Here is a 15083-nt window from a genome sequence, read left to right on the forward strand (position 1 = left end):
GTTGGTCCAACCTTTGGAGTTGGCGGTGGGCAATCTGGCTGTCTGTGTGGCGCTGGGTGTACTGAACTCCCAGCGAGCGCCAGCCAAGCCTCTCAACGTGTTCGAACGGTTGAGCCGCTGGCCGAGGGCTGATCCACGGGTTATGGAACATGTGTGGAACGCCCAAGGCTGGTCAGTGGCGTTCAACACCTCCATCGCAGGTCATGGTCGTGCCTCTGTGAGCGTGGAAGCTCCGCACGATGGAACTGCGCGGCTAGACCTCGCCCACGCAGCTTCTCCGCCGAAGGCCCCCGTCGACGATGCCGGGGGCCTTCGGCGTCCGCGAGTTCGTTCAATCGACCCTCGCCCCCGCAACTGGTCGGATATGAAGTCGCGATGAGCCGGATCGCGCAAGTGGTGGTGAGCGTGTCCGCGGTGCTGGTCGCAGTGTGCGCCGTGCTGCTGACTGGACGAGTCATGATTTCCGGCGTGCCGATCGTGGTGCACCAACAGATGACCTTCGACAGCGACAAGCTGGCCAAGCGGGTTCACGAGGTTCTGCTCGACAGGCACGACCTGCCCGACACCAGCAGTGACATGACCTGCGCGGAGAACGTCGAGATCAGGCAAGGGGCCGCGTTCGGGTGCTCGGTCCTGCACAACGGCAAGCTCAAGACCGTGCGGGTGGTCGTCGTGGACGCCGAGTCCGCCGCGCTCGAGGTCGGACCGCTGTCGCAGTGATGCGAAGGCCACGCGCATGATCTGCGCTCGGTGAAAGCCGGTCAGGCCTCCGCCAGCGCAGATCAGTCGTGGCATCCGGCTACACGCTGTGCAACGGCGGGCGCGGCTCATCGGTCGCCGGCGGCGGCGTGAGCCTGGCGTTGAGCGCCCGGGCTTCCTGGAGCTGGTCTTCCAGAGTGACGATGCGGCAGGCGGCGTCCAGTGCCGTGCCCTGGTCGACCAAGGCGCGGACGCGGGCGGCCAGACGCAGTTGGTAGCGGCTGTACCGGCGGTGTCCGCCGGCTGAGCGCTGCGGCTCGATGAGCTTCGCCTCGTCCAGGCTGCGCAGGAAGTTCGCCGAGGTGTCGAGCAGTTCCGCGGCCCGGCCCATCGAGTAGGCGGGGTAGTGCTCGTCGTCGAACTTCTCCGCTGTGGTCTGCGGTTCGATCGCAGATTTGTCGGATTCTGGGGTCATCGCGCCTCCGCATCACGAGGGGCCCCGATGCCGTAGCACCGGGGCCCCAGGGTTGTTGGGTTTCACTTCCACCTAGCCGGCCGTGAGACCGGCTTCCTCTGTCCGCATGCCCCGTACTGCGAGCGGGCGTTGCGGGGATCGCGTGTGCGTAACCGAAGACCACCTTCCAATCTGATGGAACCGCGGTACCCGTCCGGCCGAGTTCAGCCGAAGGCGGGCGATCCGATGGTGTGCAACCCTTCCCTTCTCCTCTGATCACTGACTTTCGTGTTCTCACGTGGCTGTCGGCACCGGACCTCATGCACGTGCCGGACTCTCGTTCACCGACTGCCCTCGGTCACCTGCCAGAACCCCTTCCACTGATCGGCTCCGGCACATCTGACCGTCTTGCACTTCGCACTGCACTTCAACTGCGTCTTGCACCTGCTGGTGAAGCGGCGGTCGGCTCTGGTTCTTGCGTTCTGACACGCCTGACCGTCCTGCGTTCACCTCACGGGCAGTTCATCATCTCCCGTGCCATGTTATCTCTCGTTCAACGAGGAGAAGACTAACTCCATCGGGAAGGCAATGTCTACCCCAGCCACCATAGATTTCCTCATTCGGGTGACCCAGCTGCTTCCACCTGGGCAGATCGCCCGGCGCTCGATACCGAGCTTGGGGTCACGAACGACAGAGGGTGGCGAGTAGCGAGGACTGGCTGACCCCCGCCCAACTGGTGCAGGCGATCGAAGCTCAGACCTCCAGCGCCCACCGCACATAACGCATCGTCGGCACGAACCCGGCCCGCTCGAAGATCCCGAACGCTCCGGTGGAGTTCTCCGAGTCCACGCTCAGCAGCGCGCGGTCGTACCCCTGGTCGGCGGCAGCCCGCAGCGCGTGGCCGAGCAGCGCGCTCGCGATGCCGCGGTTCCGATGACCGGGCAACGTCCCGATGACCATGAAGTGCGCGTCACGCACGCCGGTGGCCTCCGTGTCCGCCTCCCAGTTCATCGTCACCAACATGCCCACCGCGGCACCGGCGTCGCGCAGCAGGAAGCTGGCGGAAGGCCGGAACGTCTGGTTGGTGATCTTGTTCTTCCAGAGCTCCACCGGCATCGGCGTCGAGCCCCAGTTCAACCGGTACGCCTCGTTCCGCACGTGCCGGAACTCCTCGTCGATCGCCGCGGACCACGGCTCGATCCGAGCGTCACCGGCCGCCGGAACGTCGACCAGCGAGTGCTCCATGCGCTGGAAGTAGCGAACGGGCGTGAAGTCCGCAGCGCTGAGCAACGGGGCCAGGCCCGAGATGTGCTCGGCCTTGTGGACGTTGATCGCCAGCCGCAACGCCGGGTGGTGCAGCGCGTGCAGGACGCGAGCCGACGAGATGCCGGCCTGCACTAGCCGCGTGCCGATGCCCTGGCGGCGGTACGACGGATGAACGCCGCCGTCCAGCGAGACGTTGTGGACCTCGACGGCGGTCGGCCGGTACTGGATCTTCATGTAGCCGACCATCACGTCGCCGTCGAACGCCGCGAGGCTGGCGCGTTCCAGGTCCGCGTACGGATCGTCGAGCTCGGTGAGGCAGTCCTCCGCCGTGTAGTTCTCGCCGATCTTGTCGACGACCTCGATCGCGTTGAGGAGGTCGGCCGACGTTTGGGCGTCCTCGCGCGTGAGCGGGCGCCACGTGAGACCTGAAGGCATGCGGCGAACGTAATCAGGCCGCTGCGGGCTGTCGCTCCAGTTCCCGGCGCACGTGAGGCTCTCAAGGCCTTGGAACAGAACCGCAAGAGTTAACCCACAACATTGGGTGAACCGGACACGCGGCCACTCCGTACCCCTCGTCAGACCGAGAAAAACGCTGTCCAGCGATCAAGTCCTCGCAGTTCAGCACCTCCGCACCTCACAACTACTACCAAGCGTGACGGCACCACTCGATCGCGTGATCGTGGACGTAACCCATAACGAGAGCCGGGCTAGCAGCGAACCAACAGACAGCTCCGTCAGTTCGTCAGGAGGCAACGATGAACTTACGCAGGACTCACAAGGCTCGTTGACTGTCTGTCAGCAACGGATAGCCCATCTCATCGGAAACGTGACGAGAGTCACCCAACGGGCGCTGGGGCTTGCCTGCGCTCGTGACGCGAGGTTACGTTCTCGCCCGCCGATAACGGTTTGGTCACTGGCAGGACACGGGCCCTGTACCACTGGGGTCCGAAGTCCGGCCCGGAATCCCCCGCCGGGACAGTCCAGTGGCCAAGCTCCCCGACGCAGGAGGCTCCCCCTTGGCCCGGCACAGCAAGGCCGATGGCCGAACCGTGTACACGGTCGTGCCCCGACAAGAAGTCAAGCCCGGCGCTCACCGCGTCGAGGACGACAAGGTTCCGCTTGCCCACCGTGTGAGCGCGATCGTCGTCGCAGCAGGTGTCGCCGCCGGCACCGCCGCCATCGCCAACGCCGCGACCAGCGGTTCCTCGACCGAACTCGCCGCGGGTGCGGCCGAGCTGGGCGCTCTCCCCGACCAGCAGGCCAAGACCATCACGACGGTCCACGACGTGAACCCCGGCAGCCAGGTCGGCCGTCTCCTGCAGTTCCAGCAGATGTACGCGCAGCAGACGTTCCAGCAGGCCACGAAGGTCGCCGCGGACGCCCACGCCCAGCGCGAGGCCGCTGCCAAGGCCGAGGCCGAGCGTCAGATCGAGATGCGCAAGCCCGCCAAGCAGCGCGAGGTCGAGGCCTGGATCAAGGACGCCATCAAGATCCTGCAGGCCAACGGCACCAACATCGACAACGGCTCGATCGACGAGATCTACACGATCATCATGAAGGAGTCGAACGGCAACCCCAACGCCGTCAACAACTGGGACTCCAACGCGATGCGGGGCACGCCGTCCAAGGGCCTGATGCAGTGCATCGACCCGACGTTCCGGGCCTACAAGCTGGCGGGGTACGACAATATCCTCGCGCCGGTCGACAACATCATCGCGGGCGTTCGCTACACCTACGCGCGCTACGGCGGCTTCCACAACCACCCGGGTCTGGTCAACATGAACCTGGGTGGCGGCTACCTGGGGTACTAAAAGGGCCGAAATCGCCGTGTCGGGGTGCGGGAAACCCATCGGCGGACGATGCTGTCAATCAGGTTCACCCACAAGCATGGCGGCCCTAGCGGGCACACGCCCGGTAGTGCTCCCATCGAACGCGATCCCCGAACGCAGGGAGTGGCCGATGAACGAGCAACAGGCACGCGACGACGAGCTGGAGAAGATCCGCTCGGAGGCGACGAGTTGGCTGGCCAAGATGGCCAAAGCCCAACATTGTCCCAAAGTCGAGCAACGCAGGCCTGAGCACGACGCCATGACACCCGCGAAGAAATAGGCAGGAACGACAGAAGCGCCCCGACTGCGGCCGGGGCGCTTCTGCGTGCGCACGGGGAGACGGCTCACAGGGGCGGAGCCTCCCGCTCGAACGCGGCCCACAGGAGCTTCAGCGGATGGTCCGCCGGGTGCTTCTCGAGCGCGTCCGTCCTCGCGAAGACGCCCACGAGCCGTTCCAGCGAATCGTCGGCGAGCTGAACCACGCGCAGACCGCTTCCCTCGCGCAGCTCGTTGTTCGCCGCCACCACCCCCAGGCCGGACGTGACGATCATGGCGCCCTTCACGAGGTTGGAGCGCAGCAGGGAGATGCCGTACTGGATCTCGTCGATCTCCGCGGCGATGTCGAGGCCCTGGCGGTAGTCCGGGCCGAACCAGCCGCGCAGGAACTCCGCGATCAGCCCCGCCCCCGGCACGACCAGCGGCACCGACCGCAACGCCGGCACGCGGACCCGGTCCCCGACGACGGTCTCCGGCAGGTTCGTCAGCAGGGCGAGCCCGCCCCTGCGCCACTGGATCACCTCGAACTCAGGACGCTCCCAGCCCTGGCCGGCCCGCGTGACGACGCTGCCGCACACGACGTCGACCTCCTGCGTCTCCAGCTTCGTCCAGATGTCCTTGGTGCGGATGTGCACGACCTTGAGGTCGACGTCGCGCTCCTGGAACTCGTCGGCCACGTGGTGCCATGCCTTCGCGAGCGTGTCGAGCATGTATCGCGTCGTGCCGACGGTGACGGTCGTGCCGAGCTTGCGGCGGCACTCGTGAATTCCGTCGAGCCACTCCGCGAGCGTCTCCCGCGCCAATTCGACGATCGACTCACCAGTGGGCGTGAACAACACGTCCTTTCCGCGTCCCTGCTTCACCACGAGCGCTTCGCCGCACAGTTCCACAAAGTTCCTGTTCAACGTGTCGAGCTGCTTCTGCACGCTCGACTGCTCACGCCCCAACGCCCGCGCCGCTCGTAGGGCCGAACGGGTCTCATGCACGGTGAGAAGGGTCCTGAGCTGGTCCATCGTGGTATCCAGTAGTGCACCGGGCATGTTCAGCAAACGGTGCAACGAGGTGCTGGTGGGAAGCACCAACTGGGACGAGCCGGACATCGGGACCCTCTCTGATGTTCTGTCGATCAGTTGAACTGAACTTGACCGCATTTCGCCGACAAATGATCTGCAGATCCTGTCGGCAAATCCCTGGACACTTATCCCGCGGTGTACAAAACTATCTGCGGCGACCACGCGTGGGAGCCGATTCCGGGGGGAATCATTGGGGGGTGGGGGTCCGCCAGGCGCAAGCCGGCGGGCCCCCAAGTATTACCCTCAGCCGTTGTGACGGCTTCCGCTCGCCTGGAATGGGGCACCACCTACCAGGTCACCGTGCTCGAACTCGGACTCGCCTGCTGCGGGGTCGAGGTGATGGCAGCTCTGGACCGCCTTCCCGACCTCAGCGTCACGCCGGTCGACGGCGCGGGCGAGGCGCACGTTCTCGTTGTCTCCGGCACCGTCACGGACGTCATGTTGCCCGCTGTGCTCCGCAGTTACGAGGCCATGCCCGAACCCCGCTACGTGATCTCCGTGGGCGCCTGCAGCAACACCGGCGGCCCGTACTGGGATTCCTACAGCGTCACCAAGGGGATCGACCAGGCCCTGCCGGTCCACGTCGCCGTTCCCGGTTGCCCGCCGCGGCCCGAAGCGCTGCTCGAGGGCCTGAAGGCGCTGCACGGGCTGGTGAACGCATGACGGCGACGGCGAAGACCGCGTTCGGCCAGACGATCCACCACGTGGAGCTCGCCGACTGGCTCACCACGGCCACGGCCCACCACGCGGAGGGCTTCGTGATGTTCGACTGGCTCGGCGTCGAGGACGCGGGCCGGCCGGGTGCTGTGGGTCAGCGCCACGCGGTGTTCCTGCACGTGATCAACCCGCAGACGCGCGAGGGCGTCATGCTGCGCACCGAGCTGAGCCCTGAGGACGCGCTGCCGAGCGTCGCGCACCTCTGGAAGGGCGCCGGGTGGCACGAGCGCGAGGCTGCCGAAATGTTCGGAGTGGTGCTCGGCGTCACCGTCGACAGCAAGTCCGAGCACCTGCTGCTGCCCGACAGCTTCCAGGGCCATCCGCTGCGCAAGGACTTCGTGCTCGCCTCACGCGTCGTGCGTCCGTGGCCGGGCGCCCTCGAACCGGGCGAGGACAACACGAGCGCGCCGAGCCGCCGCCGCACCGCACCACCCGGAGTGCCGGACCCGTCGTGGGGCCCGCGCCGTGAAGAGGAGCCGCAGTCGTGACGAACCTGCCACCGCGCACGAGAGGCGTCATCGCGCTGTTGGAGGCCAACTGCACGGTCTGCATGATCTGCGCGCGCGAATGTCCTGACTGGTGCATCCACATCACGTCGCACACCGAGGTCGAGGAGCAGCCCGGCAGCGCCCGCGCGCGCAGCCGCAACGTGCTCGACCGGTTCGCGATCGACTACGGCCAGTGTCTCTACTGCGGCATCTGCGTCGAGGTCTGCCCGTTCGACGCCCTGCACTGGGCGCCGGAGTTCGGTTATCCGGGCACGGGCTCGATCGACGGCGAGGGTGCCGTGGCGGAGCTCGTCCACGAACGGGACGTGCTGTCCACCTGGGTCGAGAAGGTGCCGCCGCCACCCGCGCTCGACCCGGCCGCGGAGCCGGCGCCCGAAACAGCCGCAGGAACCGGACGCAGGCCTGGTTCGTTGAGGGGTAGGACGTAAAACCCGGAGGCGAAACCGTGCACAAGCACTTCAACGGGTTGAAGACGGCCGTGCTGCTCGGCGGGATGAGCGCGCTGATCGTGCTGGTCAGCAGCCTGTTCGGCCGGACTGCACTGGTCATCGGCCTGGTGTTGGCCTTGGGCGTGAACGCCTACGCGTACTTCAACTCGGACAAGCTCGCGCTGCGCGCGATGCGGGCGGTGCCCGTGTCGCAGGTGGAGCAACCAGTGCTCTACGCGATCGTGCGGGAGCTGTCGCAGAAGGCGCGCCAGCCCATGCCCAGGCTCTTCCTGAGCCCGACGGTCGCACCGAACGCGTTCGCGACGGGCCGCAACCCGCGCAACGCGGCCGTGTGCTGCACCACCGGCATCCTGGACCTGCTCGACGAACGCGAACTGCGGGCCGTGGTCGGCCACGAGCTCGCGCACGTCTACAACCGCGACATCCTGATCAGCTGCGTGGCCGGCGCGCTGGCCGGCGTGATCACGATGCTCGCGAACCTGGCCCTGTTCGCCGGCATCTTCGGCGGAGGCGACTCCGACGACGACGGCCCAGGCCCCCTGGGCCTGCTGATGATCGCGCTGCTGGGCCCGATCGCGGCCACCGTCGTGCGCCTGGCCGTGAGCCGCTCGCGCGAGTTCCAGGCGGACCAGTCCGGTTCCGAACTGACGGGCGACCCGCTGGCGCTGGCCTCGGCCCTGCGCAAGATCGAGCTGGGGACGCGGGCGGCGCCGCTCGCGCCGGAGCCGGGGGTGGTGTCGCAGAGCCACCTGATGATCGCGAACCCGTTCCGTTCGGGGGAGCAGTTCGCGAAGTGGTTCTCGACCCACCCGCCGATCGCCGACCGCATCCGCAGGCTCGAGGAGATGGCGAGGCGTTAACGCCCTGCCTTCGCCACGGCCATGAGGTACTCGCCGTACCCGGACTTGCCGAGCTTCTCGCCGAGCGCGTAGCACTCCTGCGCTGAGATGAAGCCCATGCGCAGCGCGATCTCCTCGGGACACGCGATGCGCACGCCCGTCCGGTGCTCCAGCACCTGCACGAACTGCCCGGCCTCGAGCAGCGAGTCGTGCGTGCCGGTGTCGAGCCACGCGAACCCGCGACTCAGGTCCACCAGCCGCGCACGCCCCTCGCGCAGGTAGGCGAGGTTGACGTCGGTGATCTCCAGCTCGCCCCGCGGCGACGGCTTGAGGTTCCGCGAGATGTCCACCACACCGTTGTCGTAGAAGTAGAGCCCGGTGATCGCCCGGTTCGACTTCGGCTTCGCGGGCTTCTCCTCGATGGACAACAGCTTGCCCGTCGCGTCGACCTCACCCACGCCGTACCGCTCGGGATCCTTCACCTGGTAGCCGAAGAGCACACAGCCGTCCAAAGAGGACGCGTTCTGCTGCAGCGTGGTGGAGAAACCCTGGCCGTAGAAGATGTTGTCGCCCAGCACCAGCGCCACGTCGTCACCACCGACGAAGTCAGCACCGATGACGAACGCCTCAGCGAGCCCGTTCGGCGCGGCCTGCTCCGCGTACTCGAACGACATGCCCCACTGCGACCCGTCGCCGAGCAACCGCCGGAACAGCGGCAAGTCGGTGGGCGTGCTGATGATCAGCACCTCCCGGATGCCCGCCAGCATGAGCACCGACAGCGGGTAGTAGATCATCGGCTTGTCGTACACCGGCAGGAGCTGCTTGGAGACGGCCTGCGTGATCGGGTGCAGCCGCGACCCGCTGCCACCGGCGAGGACGATGCCCTTCATCGGTAGTTGGTGAACTGGAGGGCGATGCCGAAGTCAGAACCCTTCAGCAACGAGATGACGTCCTGCAGGTGGTCCTTCTTCTTGCCGGACACCCGCAACTGGTCACCCTGGATCTGCGCCTGGACACCCTTGGGCGCCTCGTCGCGGATCTTCTTGGCGATCTCCTTGGCCTTCTCGGACGTGATGCCCTGCACGAGATTTCCCGTGACCTTGAACACCTTGCCGGAGATGGCGGGCTCGCCCACCTCGAACGCCTTCATAGAGATGTTGCGCTTGACCAGCTTCTCCTGGAAGACGTCGATCGCCGCCTTGCAACGCTCCTCGGTCTCGGAGGTGAAGGTGATCGCCTCCTCGCCGGCCCAGGCCACTGTGGTGTTGGTCCCGCGGAAGTCGAAGCGCGTGCTCAGCTCCTTCGAGGCCTGGTTGAGCGCGTTGTCGACCTCCTGCCGGTCCACCTTGCTCACCACGTCGAACGACGGGTCCGCCACGACTTCACTCTCCAACGATCTCGGGGTCACAGCCAGCGTCGATGCTACTGGGGGACCCCGATTTGGGTCCTCCCGAAGGGGTTATGTATTGTTCCGCCTGCACCGTTACGGCGGTGTGGGGCGGGTTGCCCGAGCGGCCAATGGGAGCGGACTGTAAATCCGTCGCGAAAGCTACAGAGGTTCGAATCCTCTACCCGCCACAGCAGTACTGAAGGCCCTGTGACCAGGAAGCTCTGGTCACAGGGCCTTCGTCGTGCTGTCCGGCTGCGTACGGCTCGATCCGGCCGGTTGCTGGTGTCTGTGCCGAATACGTGCCGAAGTTGGGCACGGCTCGGCCTAGCGGCATCCCTCTGCCTGGATTGCGGGTGTTCGGTCGAGACATTGGAGATGCTCAATGATCGAGCGACCAGAGATGCCCACCGTCATCGGTCAAGCGTCTAGCGGTACGTATCGAGCGTCTAGCTGTAGCGCTGGAGCTCTCCGTGGTGATGAACTGGTGTGAGCGCATCTGCCCAGACACCCGGCTCGTCGGAGCCTGAGACGCCCAGGCCAGCAATCGCGACCGTGCAGCCGATGACGCCTCTATCTAGACGGGCGGTCATCGTGGTTGTCGGTGGCATCGTCCTGGTGACCATCGCTGTAGTGGTGGCCTTGTGGTGGGCAGGGACTGCGGGACTTAACGGGGACAAACTGGTTACTGCCCGACTAGATGCCCTTCGTACTGGACTCGGTATCGGTATCGGCGGAGGAGGAGCCCTTGCCCTCTACCTTTCCTGGCGACGGCAACGAGCCGCAGAGATTACGCTTGCCCAAGCGGCGACCGCGCTGACTCAGAAGGACCGCGACCATGAGCATGTCGAGGCTGACGCTCGCGAACGTCGAATCACCGACCTCTACACCAAGGCCGTTGAACAGCTTGGCTCGGACAAGGCTCCCGTCCGCCTAGGTGGTCTGTACGCTCTTGAGCGTCTCGCTCAAGATAATCCGCCTCAGCGGCAGACCATCGTTAATGTGCTGTGTGCTTACTTGCGCATGCCCTACTCTTTGCCAGGTCATCGACCTGCTGATGATGCGGAGGAAACGATCCTCCGTTTATATCGTGAGCGAGTCGAAGAACGCGAAGTTCGCCAAGCTGCCCAGCGAATTCTGGCTGACCATCTACGTCTCGGCAAAGGTGATATTAAGTCGATGACGACGTTCTGGCCTGGAATAACTATCGATTTGACTAACGCTGTGCTCGTGGATCTGGTCTTCAGCAGCGTCGATGTTCGGGCTGCGAAGTTTAGTAACGCGCAGTTTGTCGGAGACTCCTACTTCAGTGACGCAAACTTTAGTTATCTTGCCGACTTTAACGGCGCGCACTTCGGTGGGTCTGCGTTGTTTGCGAGAGTGTGTTTTGAGGATTTTGCTGGCTTTCTCGATGTGCGGTTTGACGGGTATGCAAGCTTTGCAAAAGCCGAGTTCAAGAACCTGGCGGCGTTTTCTAACGCCAACTTTGGTAGTTCTGCTTACTTTGAGCAAGCGCGCTTTGATGGAGTCACTCGGTTTGATGCGGCACGCTTCGATGGTGGCGTAAATTTCACTGATTCGTGGTTCGGTGGAACGACTCGATTCGATCAGGTGCACTTCGGTAGAAACATCCCCGATGAAGTAAAGATGTATCTCGATGCGCCTGAGTAGTCAATTTCAATTGAAAACTTATGGAGGAGTTGTGAGAGTGGCTATTTGAGAGTGATCTCACTACCTGGATTTTGAGGTCGATCCGCTGAGTCCGTCCTGAATTCTTCTGAGGGCTTCTTGCTCGCCACCGTCGATGCACTTCGCATACTCGCGCAGCAGTACCGCTAGGCTGTGCCCTGCCCACTCTGCGACCCGCTTGGGCTCCTTGACCAGGTTGAGCCAGAATGTCACGCAGGCATGACGTAGGTCGTACGGCCTTTTCGCCAGTGGACCGGCCGCCACCTCCGCCGTGAACGCGATCTTGCGGGCGAGATCCCAGGCCCGCCCGTAGGTCGAGCTGCCAATGCGCCCGCCGCGCTCGGCGACGAACAGCAGCCCGCGCGGTCCAATGCCGAACATCTCGATGTGCTCGTAGAGATAGAGAGCCAACTCAGGGCACATCGGGACCGGTCGGCCGAAGCCCTTGTGACGGTGCTTGAGTTCCCGCTCCTCATGCCGCTTGCCGCTATCCGTCCACTCGCTACCTACCTCAGGGGCCGCCCCCTCTAGGTCGATCACGCCCCACTCGTGAACCTCCCAACGCTGCGCCTCCTCGTTCCACACTTTCGGCGGGAGCCGCAGGTTGTAGAGCCTGACGTTGGAAGCCTCCTCGGGCCGGAGCGCCGCGAAGAACATCAGCGCGAAGAACGCCACCAACTTGCGGCCCGTACGGCCGATGCCGGCCACCTCACGCAGCACCGTGCGGAACTGGATCGGGTTCGCCACGCAGCGACGATCAACCTCCTTGGCGACTACCTTGTGCTTCTTAACCTTCACCTCTTTCCAAGGATTCTCGGACAACACGCCGATCTCGTTGGCGTAGGCCAAGATGCTGCCGAACGTCGTGCGCCGTAGCCGGATGGTGTCGTACGCCGCCCGCTGCCCATCGAGCTTCCGCTCGAACGCACCGACCACCTTCCGCAGAAAATCTGCATCCAAGAGTTCCGACACTTGGCGTGTGTTGTGCGCTAGCCACCCGAGTGCCGCCGCCACGTCGCTCGGGTGCTCCTGGTCACGGCGCTCCTTGTTGCAGTGAATGCGAATCGCGCGGCGCAGAACCTTGTGAGGAGGACGCGCGCGATCAGTAGAGATCATTGCCTCGGTGATCGGCGCGAGCGCGTCCGCAATGGACTTCCGATGAGTCGGTGCGGCTTCGTCCCACTTCATGTCGACGAACTTGGCGACGAGGTCGAACCAAGACATCGTGGATAGGTCCGCGGTCTCCTCGCGGAGCTTCGACAGTGGGCTACCTGTCTCGACGCAGAACGCCTCACCCTTGCGCGAGGCGATGACGAGTTCCGAACGGTAGCTGTCCGCCAGTGCAGCAGTCTTGAATTTCTCCTTGAACTGCTTCTTCTCGACGGCCCACCGAACCCAATACGTCGTGGTTCGCGTGCCCTTGTAGACATCAGTGGCGTAGATCCGAACGTTAAAGCTCGTCTTCATGCCGCCACCCCACAGCCGTTGAACCAGTCGTCCACGTCGCTCCGGTCGAAACGCAGTTGTCCGTTCGGCAACCGCGAGAACTTCGGTGCCGTTTGCTTGGCAATCCACTCGTAGAGCGTCGAGCGGGAAATCTTGAACTCCTTGCAGAACTCAGCAACCGTGAGCAGTTCACGTCGGCGCATGACCACGCCACCTCCGCGTGTTGGTTGGAACGTTGAGCAACGGCAGACAACGAGCCCGCCGAATGTCCGAGCGCGCGGCAGCGCCTCGGATCTGGTGATGTCCGGAGCGGCGTAACTGCCGCAAGAGCCGTAAGTAGCCTGGTCGCAGGCGTCCAGGGGTGTAAGCGGCTTACATTCCGATGCGTAAGCCGCTGCTGTATTGGTCGCCTCGGCTTACGTTGCGAGACGTAAGCCGCTTACACCCTGACGTTGCTGTGACCAGGCGACTTACGGCACTTACTGGCCTTACGCCTGAGCGGAAGGCAGAGGCGGCAGGTAGCGCCGCCACGCGTCGGCGAGCCCGGTTTGGGCCTGGGCTCCGTTGGTGGTGAAGGTGACGTAGCCGCGACCCGCCTTCTCGCCGGGGTTGAGCGGCTCGAACACGACCGGCTTGACGTCGTAGCGCTTGAGTTCGCGCGCAAGCCCCTGCGGGTTCAGGGCTTTCCCGTCACCCATGTCGGACCACTGGGCCTCTTCGAGAGCGTGCAGCGCGCTCAGGATGTCGGCCGTGCGCATCCGGTCGGTGCCCTGCGCCGTGAAGAGGTCGCGCAGAGCGGCCAGGAGCTGCACCCCGGTGGACTCCTCCTGACTCGTGGCGGTGTCGATGACGAAGTGCGTGCAGGCCGCGCGAGTCCTGGCCGGCCAGTCACCGCCCGCAGCCTCGGCGAGCGCGAGCAACGGACGCCAGATCTCAGCCGCGCGGTTGCGGACTCCCTCAGGACGTTCAGGCCGGGCCGTCGCCACCTGATCGGCAACCACACCAGCCCATGCCGCGAGTTCGGCCCGCAACGGCGCGGCTTCGAGTTCGACGTCCTCTTCCAAGAACTCCTCGGGGTCGTCGCCGTAGGCGGCCTTCCTCATGTGGATGGTGACGGCACGGCTCGTGATCGTGGCGGGCATGTGTCCGGCGATCCCCGCAAGTGCCACAGGTGCGTACACGGGGAAGCGCTGAACGTTCATGGACTTCGCGTCGCCGACGCAGCGAGCGATCGTCGCGGACCGCTTGTATCCAGCGTTGAGCAGGCCGCGTAGGTCTTCGTTGTTGCCTCCTCGGGTACTGAAGACCGCGTCGATCTCGTCGAACATCAGCGTGACCGGGCCGTCCAGCAGCAGACGGAAGATGGCCGCCGTAGTCATGGAGATGGTCATCTCCGGCTTGTGAACGAGGTACTGCCCGATCTCCAGCACGCGGGTCTTGCCGCTGCCGGGTTCGGCGGACGACAGGATCAGCCGCGGCGTGACGTACAGCCGGTCCGCCAGGTGGGTGTGGGCGTACCAGAGCGCCACGACCGGGGCACAGTGCTCATTGGGGAACCGCAGGAAGCGGTTCAGGAACGTCGTCACCGCGTCCAGCAGCTCGTGGCCTGCCCGCGACACCACGCCGGGTGGAGCACCGAGCCACGACGCGACCGGGGTCACCGGCGCGGCCTCGGGCTGGTCCTCGTCGGGCGACTGGCCACCGTCGTACGGGCTCGACTCCGCGAGGGATGCCAACCACCTGGTCTGGCAGGGCTCGTCGCAGAAGTCGTCGGACACGGACCCGGTGAGCGGCTTGCCGCACGTGTGGCAGGTCATCACGGCGGCCGGGGCACTGGTCGCGGCGTCGCCGATCACGTTGTCGATGTCCGCCAGGGTGTCGATGAAGGCGCTCACGCGATGTCCCTCCTCTTGATCTCGTGGTTGTGCGGTGCGTTCATGCGGCCCGCTTGCGTGTGGCGGGGTGGTCGGCGAGTCCCCACGACCGGAAGGCGCGGCGGCGGATCTCGTCGGCGGTGAGTGGTGGCGTCGCATAGGTCATGCGTCGAGCCGTGAGGGTGCAGAACGGCAGGTGCTGGTTCAGCGCGCCTGCGCTGGACATCGCGGCCGACACCGCAGCGGCTGTCTCCTTCAGCAGCGCCTGTTCCTCTTGGTGCTGCGCCGCGAGCTCACGAGCGAAGCGGGCCGCGATTGCGTGCGGTGTGGATTCATCGAGGTGCGCGAGTGCTGCGTGAAGGACAGCCGCGAGCTTGCGCGGATCGTCGTCGTTGAGCGCTTGCCACCTCGGGCTGCCTGCCAGCGGCATGGAGTCACCGGGACGCATGGCGGCCCATGCCGGCCGGAGCATCGGCTCACACCACGCGCGGACGATGGACGGGTCTCGCAGCGGTCGGCGATCGAACGCCTGGACGTCGCTGGGATCGGTGAGGAACGTGCGGCGGCTGGTCATGT

16 protein-coding genes, 1 tRNA gene and 1 pseudogene are annotated in these 15083 nt (G+C 65.2%); 9 read left to right on the plus strand and 9 right to left on the minus strand.

The genetic code is table 11. The features are described from left to right. Window positions 1–375 precede the first annotated feature (375 nt). Window positions 376–720 carry a DUF4333 domain-containing protein gene (locus IEY88_RS39720; RefSeq protein ID WP_189160090.1) on the plus strand — a complete coding sequence of 115 codons (345 nt, stop codon included), beginning with the start codon at window positions 376–378 and terminating at the stop codon, window positions 718–720. 79 nt (window positions 721–799) lie between these two features. Here the strand turns inward: IEY88_RS39720 and IEY88_RS39725 are convergent, their stop codons facing one another. Then, entirely contained in the window at window positions 800–1174 is a 375-nt protein-coding gene (locus tag IEY88_RS39725) for a helix-turn-helix domain-containing protein (RefSeq protein WP_189160091.1), read from the minus strand. Between the two features lie 732 nt (window positions 1175–1906). After that, the gene (locus IEY88_RS39730) at window positions 1907–2854 is read right to left on the minus strand and encodes a GNAT family N-acetyltransferase (protein WP_189160092.1); all 948 of its coding nucleotides are present in this window, start codon (window positions 2852–2854) and stop codon (window positions 1907–1909) included. Window positions 2855–3879: 1025 nt separating this feature from the next. Here IEY88_RS39730 and IEY88_RS39735 point away from each other — a divergent pair. Together IEY88_RS39735 and IEY88_RS39740 are read left to right on the plus strand one after the other, a co-directional pair. Then, window positions 3880–4230: pseudogene (locus tag IEY88_RS39735) on the plus strand (transglycosylase SLT domain-containing protein); the annotation flags it as partial. A 148-nt stretch (window positions 4231–4378) separates the two neighbouring features. Continuing rightward, entirely contained in the window at window positions 4379–4528 is a 150-nt protein-coding gene (locus IEY88_RS39740) for a hypothetical protein (protein ID WP_189160093.1), read from the plus strand. A 64-nt stretch (window positions 4529–4592) separates the two neighbouring features. Here the strand turns inward: IEY88_RS39740 and IEY88_RS39745 are convergent, their stop codons facing one another. Further along, window positions 4593–5675 carry a LysR family transcriptional regulator gene (locus tag IEY88_RS39745; protein ID WP_268241289.1) on the minus strand — a complete coding sequence of 361 codons (1083 nt, stop codon included), beginning with the start codon at window positions 5673–5675 and terminating at the stop codon, window positions 4593–4595. A 174-nt stretch (window positions 5676–5849) separates the two neighbouring features. On the opposite strand from IEY88_RS39745, the gene IEY88_RS39750 reads away from it, so the two are divergent. The 4 genes from IEY88_RS39750 to htpX are packed head-to-tail and all read left to right on the plus strand — an operon-like array spanning window position 5850 to window position 8132. Next, window positions 5850–6260: an NADH-quinone oxidoreductase subunit B gene (locus tag IEY88_RS39750; RefSeq protein WP_189160095.1), complete on the plus strand. Its 411-nt coding sequence runs from the start codon at window positions 5850–5852 to the stop codon at window positions 6258–6260. Then, on the plus strand, window positions 6257–6802 hold the full coding sequence (locus tag IEY88_RS39755; protein WP_189160096.1) for an NADH-quinone oxidoreductase subunit C: 546 nt from the start codon (window positions 6257–6259) through the stop codon (window positions 6800–6802). Before IEY88_RS39750 ends, IEY88_RS39755 begins: the two co-directional genes overlap by 4 nt. Then, window positions 6799–7251 carry a 4Fe-4S binding protein gene (locus IEY88_RS39760; protein WP_189160097.1) on the plus strand — a complete coding sequence of 151 codons (453 nt, stop codon included), beginning with the start codon at window positions 6799–6801 and terminating at the stop codon, window positions 7249–7251. Before IEY88_RS39755 ends, IEY88_RS39760 begins: the two co-directional genes overlap by 4 nt. Window positions 7252–7268: 17 nt before the next feature. Next, window positions 7269–8132 carry a zinc metalloprotease HtpX gene (gene htpX / locus IEY88_RS39765; RefSeq protein WP_189160098.1) on the plus strand — a complete coding sequence of 288 codons (864 nt, stop codon included), beginning with the start codon at window positions 7269–7271 and terminating at the stop codon, window positions 8130–8132. Here the strand turns inward: htpX and rfbA are convergent. Both rfbA and IEY88_RS39775 read right to left on the minus strand, forming a co-directional pair. Beyond that, complete coding sequence (gene rfbA, locus IEY88_RS39770; protein WP_189160099.1) at window positions 8129–9001, minus strand: glucose-1-phosphate thymidylyltransferase RfbA; 873 nt, start codon at window positions 8999–9001, stop codon at window positions 8129–8131. The genes htpX and rfbA overlap by 4 nt on opposite strands. After that, window positions 8998–9489, minus strand: a complete 492-nt coding sequence (locus tag IEY88_RS39775) for a YajQ family cyclic di-GMP-binding protein (protein ID WP_189160100.1) — start codon at window positions 9487–9489, stop codon at window positions 8998–9000. The genes rfbA and IEY88_RS39775 overlap by 4 nt, the downstream gene beginning before the upstream one ends. 119 nt (window positions 9490–9608) lie before the next feature. Here IEY88_RS39775 and IEY88_RS39780 point away from each other — a divergent pair. Then, window positions 9609–9689 (plus strand) — tRNA-Tyr (locus IEY88_RS39780). 427 nt (window positions 9690–10116) lie between these two features. Beyond that, on the plus strand, window positions 10117–11169 hold the full coding sequence (locus tag IEY88_RS39785) for a pentapeptide repeat-containing protein (protein ID WP_189160101.1): 1053 nt from the start codon (window positions 10117–10119) through the stop codon (window positions 11167–11169). A 60-nt stretch (window positions 11170–11229) separates the two neighbouring features. Here IEY88_RS39785 and IEY88_RS39790 read toward each other — a convergent pair whose 3' ends face one another. The 4 genes from IEY88_RS39790 to IEY88_RS39805 all read right to left on the minus strand — a co-directional run bounded on the left by IEY88_RS39790 (window position 11230) and on the right by IEY88_RS39805 (window position 15081). Further along, window positions 11230–12654 carry a site-specific integrase gene (locus IEY88_RS39790; RefSeq protein ID WP_189160102.1) on the minus strand — a complete coding sequence of 475 codons (1425 nt, stop codon included), beginning with the start codon at window positions 12652–12654 and terminating at the stop codon, window positions 11230–11232. Next, entirely contained in the window at window positions 12651–12836 is a 186-nt protein-coding gene (locus IEY88_RS39795; protein WP_189160103.1) for a helix-turn-helix transcriptional regulator, read from the minus strand. The genes IEY88_RS39790 and IEY88_RS39795 overlap by 4 nt, the downstream gene beginning before the upstream one ends. A 285-nt stretch (window positions 12837–13121) precedes the next feature. After that, a complete protein-coding gene (locus IEY88_RS39800) occupies window positions 13122–14528 on the minus strand; it encodes a DUF3631 domain-containing protein (RefSeq protein WP_229694196.1) in 1407 nt (468 codons plus the stop codon). 40 nt (window positions 14529–14568) lie between these two features. Further along, window positions 14569–15081 (minus strand): DUF2742 domain-containing protein, encoded by a 513-nt coding sequence (locus IEY88_RS39805; protein ID WP_189160104.1) that lies wholly within the window; start codon window positions 15079–15081, stop codon window positions 14569–14571. Between the last annotated feature and the right edge of the window lie 2 nt (window positions 15082–15083).

This window comes from Lentzea pudingi, from assembly GCF_014646255.1.
GTDB classification, from domain to species: Bacteria; Actinomycetota; Actinomycetes; order Mycobacteriales; family Pseudonocardiaceae; genus Lentzea; species Lentzea pudingi.

What these genes read in the sequence shown, in the direction of transcription:
- IEY88_RS39720 (WP_189160090.1), top strand. Translation starts at nt 376, where the DNA reads ATGAGCCGGATCGCGCAAGTGGTGGTGAGCGTGTCCGCGGTGCTGGTC.
- IEY88_RS39725 (WP_189160091.1), bottom strand. Translation starts at nt 1,174, where the DNA reads ATGACCCCAGAATCCGACAAATCTGCGATCGAACCGCAGACCACAGCG.
- IEY88_RS39730 (WP_189160092.1), bottom strand. Translation starts at nt 2,854, where the DNA reads ATGCCTTCAGGTCTCACGTGGCGCCCGCTCACGCGCGAGGACGCCCAA.
- IEY88_RS39740 (WP_189160093.1), top strand. Translation starts at nt 4,379, where the DNA reads ATGAACGAGCAACAGGCACGCGACGACGAGCTGGAGAAGATCCGCTCG.
- IEY88_RS39745 (WP_268241289.1), bottom strand. Translation starts at nt 5,675, where the DNA reads ATGCGGTCAAGTTCAGTTCAACTGATCGACAGAACATCAGAGAGGGTC.
- IEY88_RS39755 (WP_189160096.1), top strand. Translation starts at nt 6,257, where the DNA reads ATGACGGCGACGGCGAAGACCGCGTTCGGCCAGACGATCCACCACGTG.
- rfbA (WP_189160099.1), bottom strand. Translation starts at nt 9,001, where the DNA reads ATGAAGGGCATCGTCCTCGCCGGTGGCAGCGGGTCGCGGCTGCACCCG.
- IEY88_RS39790 (WP_189160102.1), bottom strand. Translation starts at nt 12,654, where the DNA reads ATGAAGACGAGCTTTAACGTTCGGATCTACGCCACTGATGTCTACAAG.
- IEY88_RS39795 (WP_189160103.1), bottom strand. Translation starts at nt 12,836, where the DNA reads ATGCGCCGACGTGAACTGCTCACGGTTGCTGAGTTCTGCAAGGAGTTC.
- IEY88_RS39805 (WP_189160104.1), bottom strand. Translation starts at nt 15,081, where the DNA reads ATGACCAGCCGCCGCACGTTCCTCACCGATCCCAGCGACGTCCAGGCG.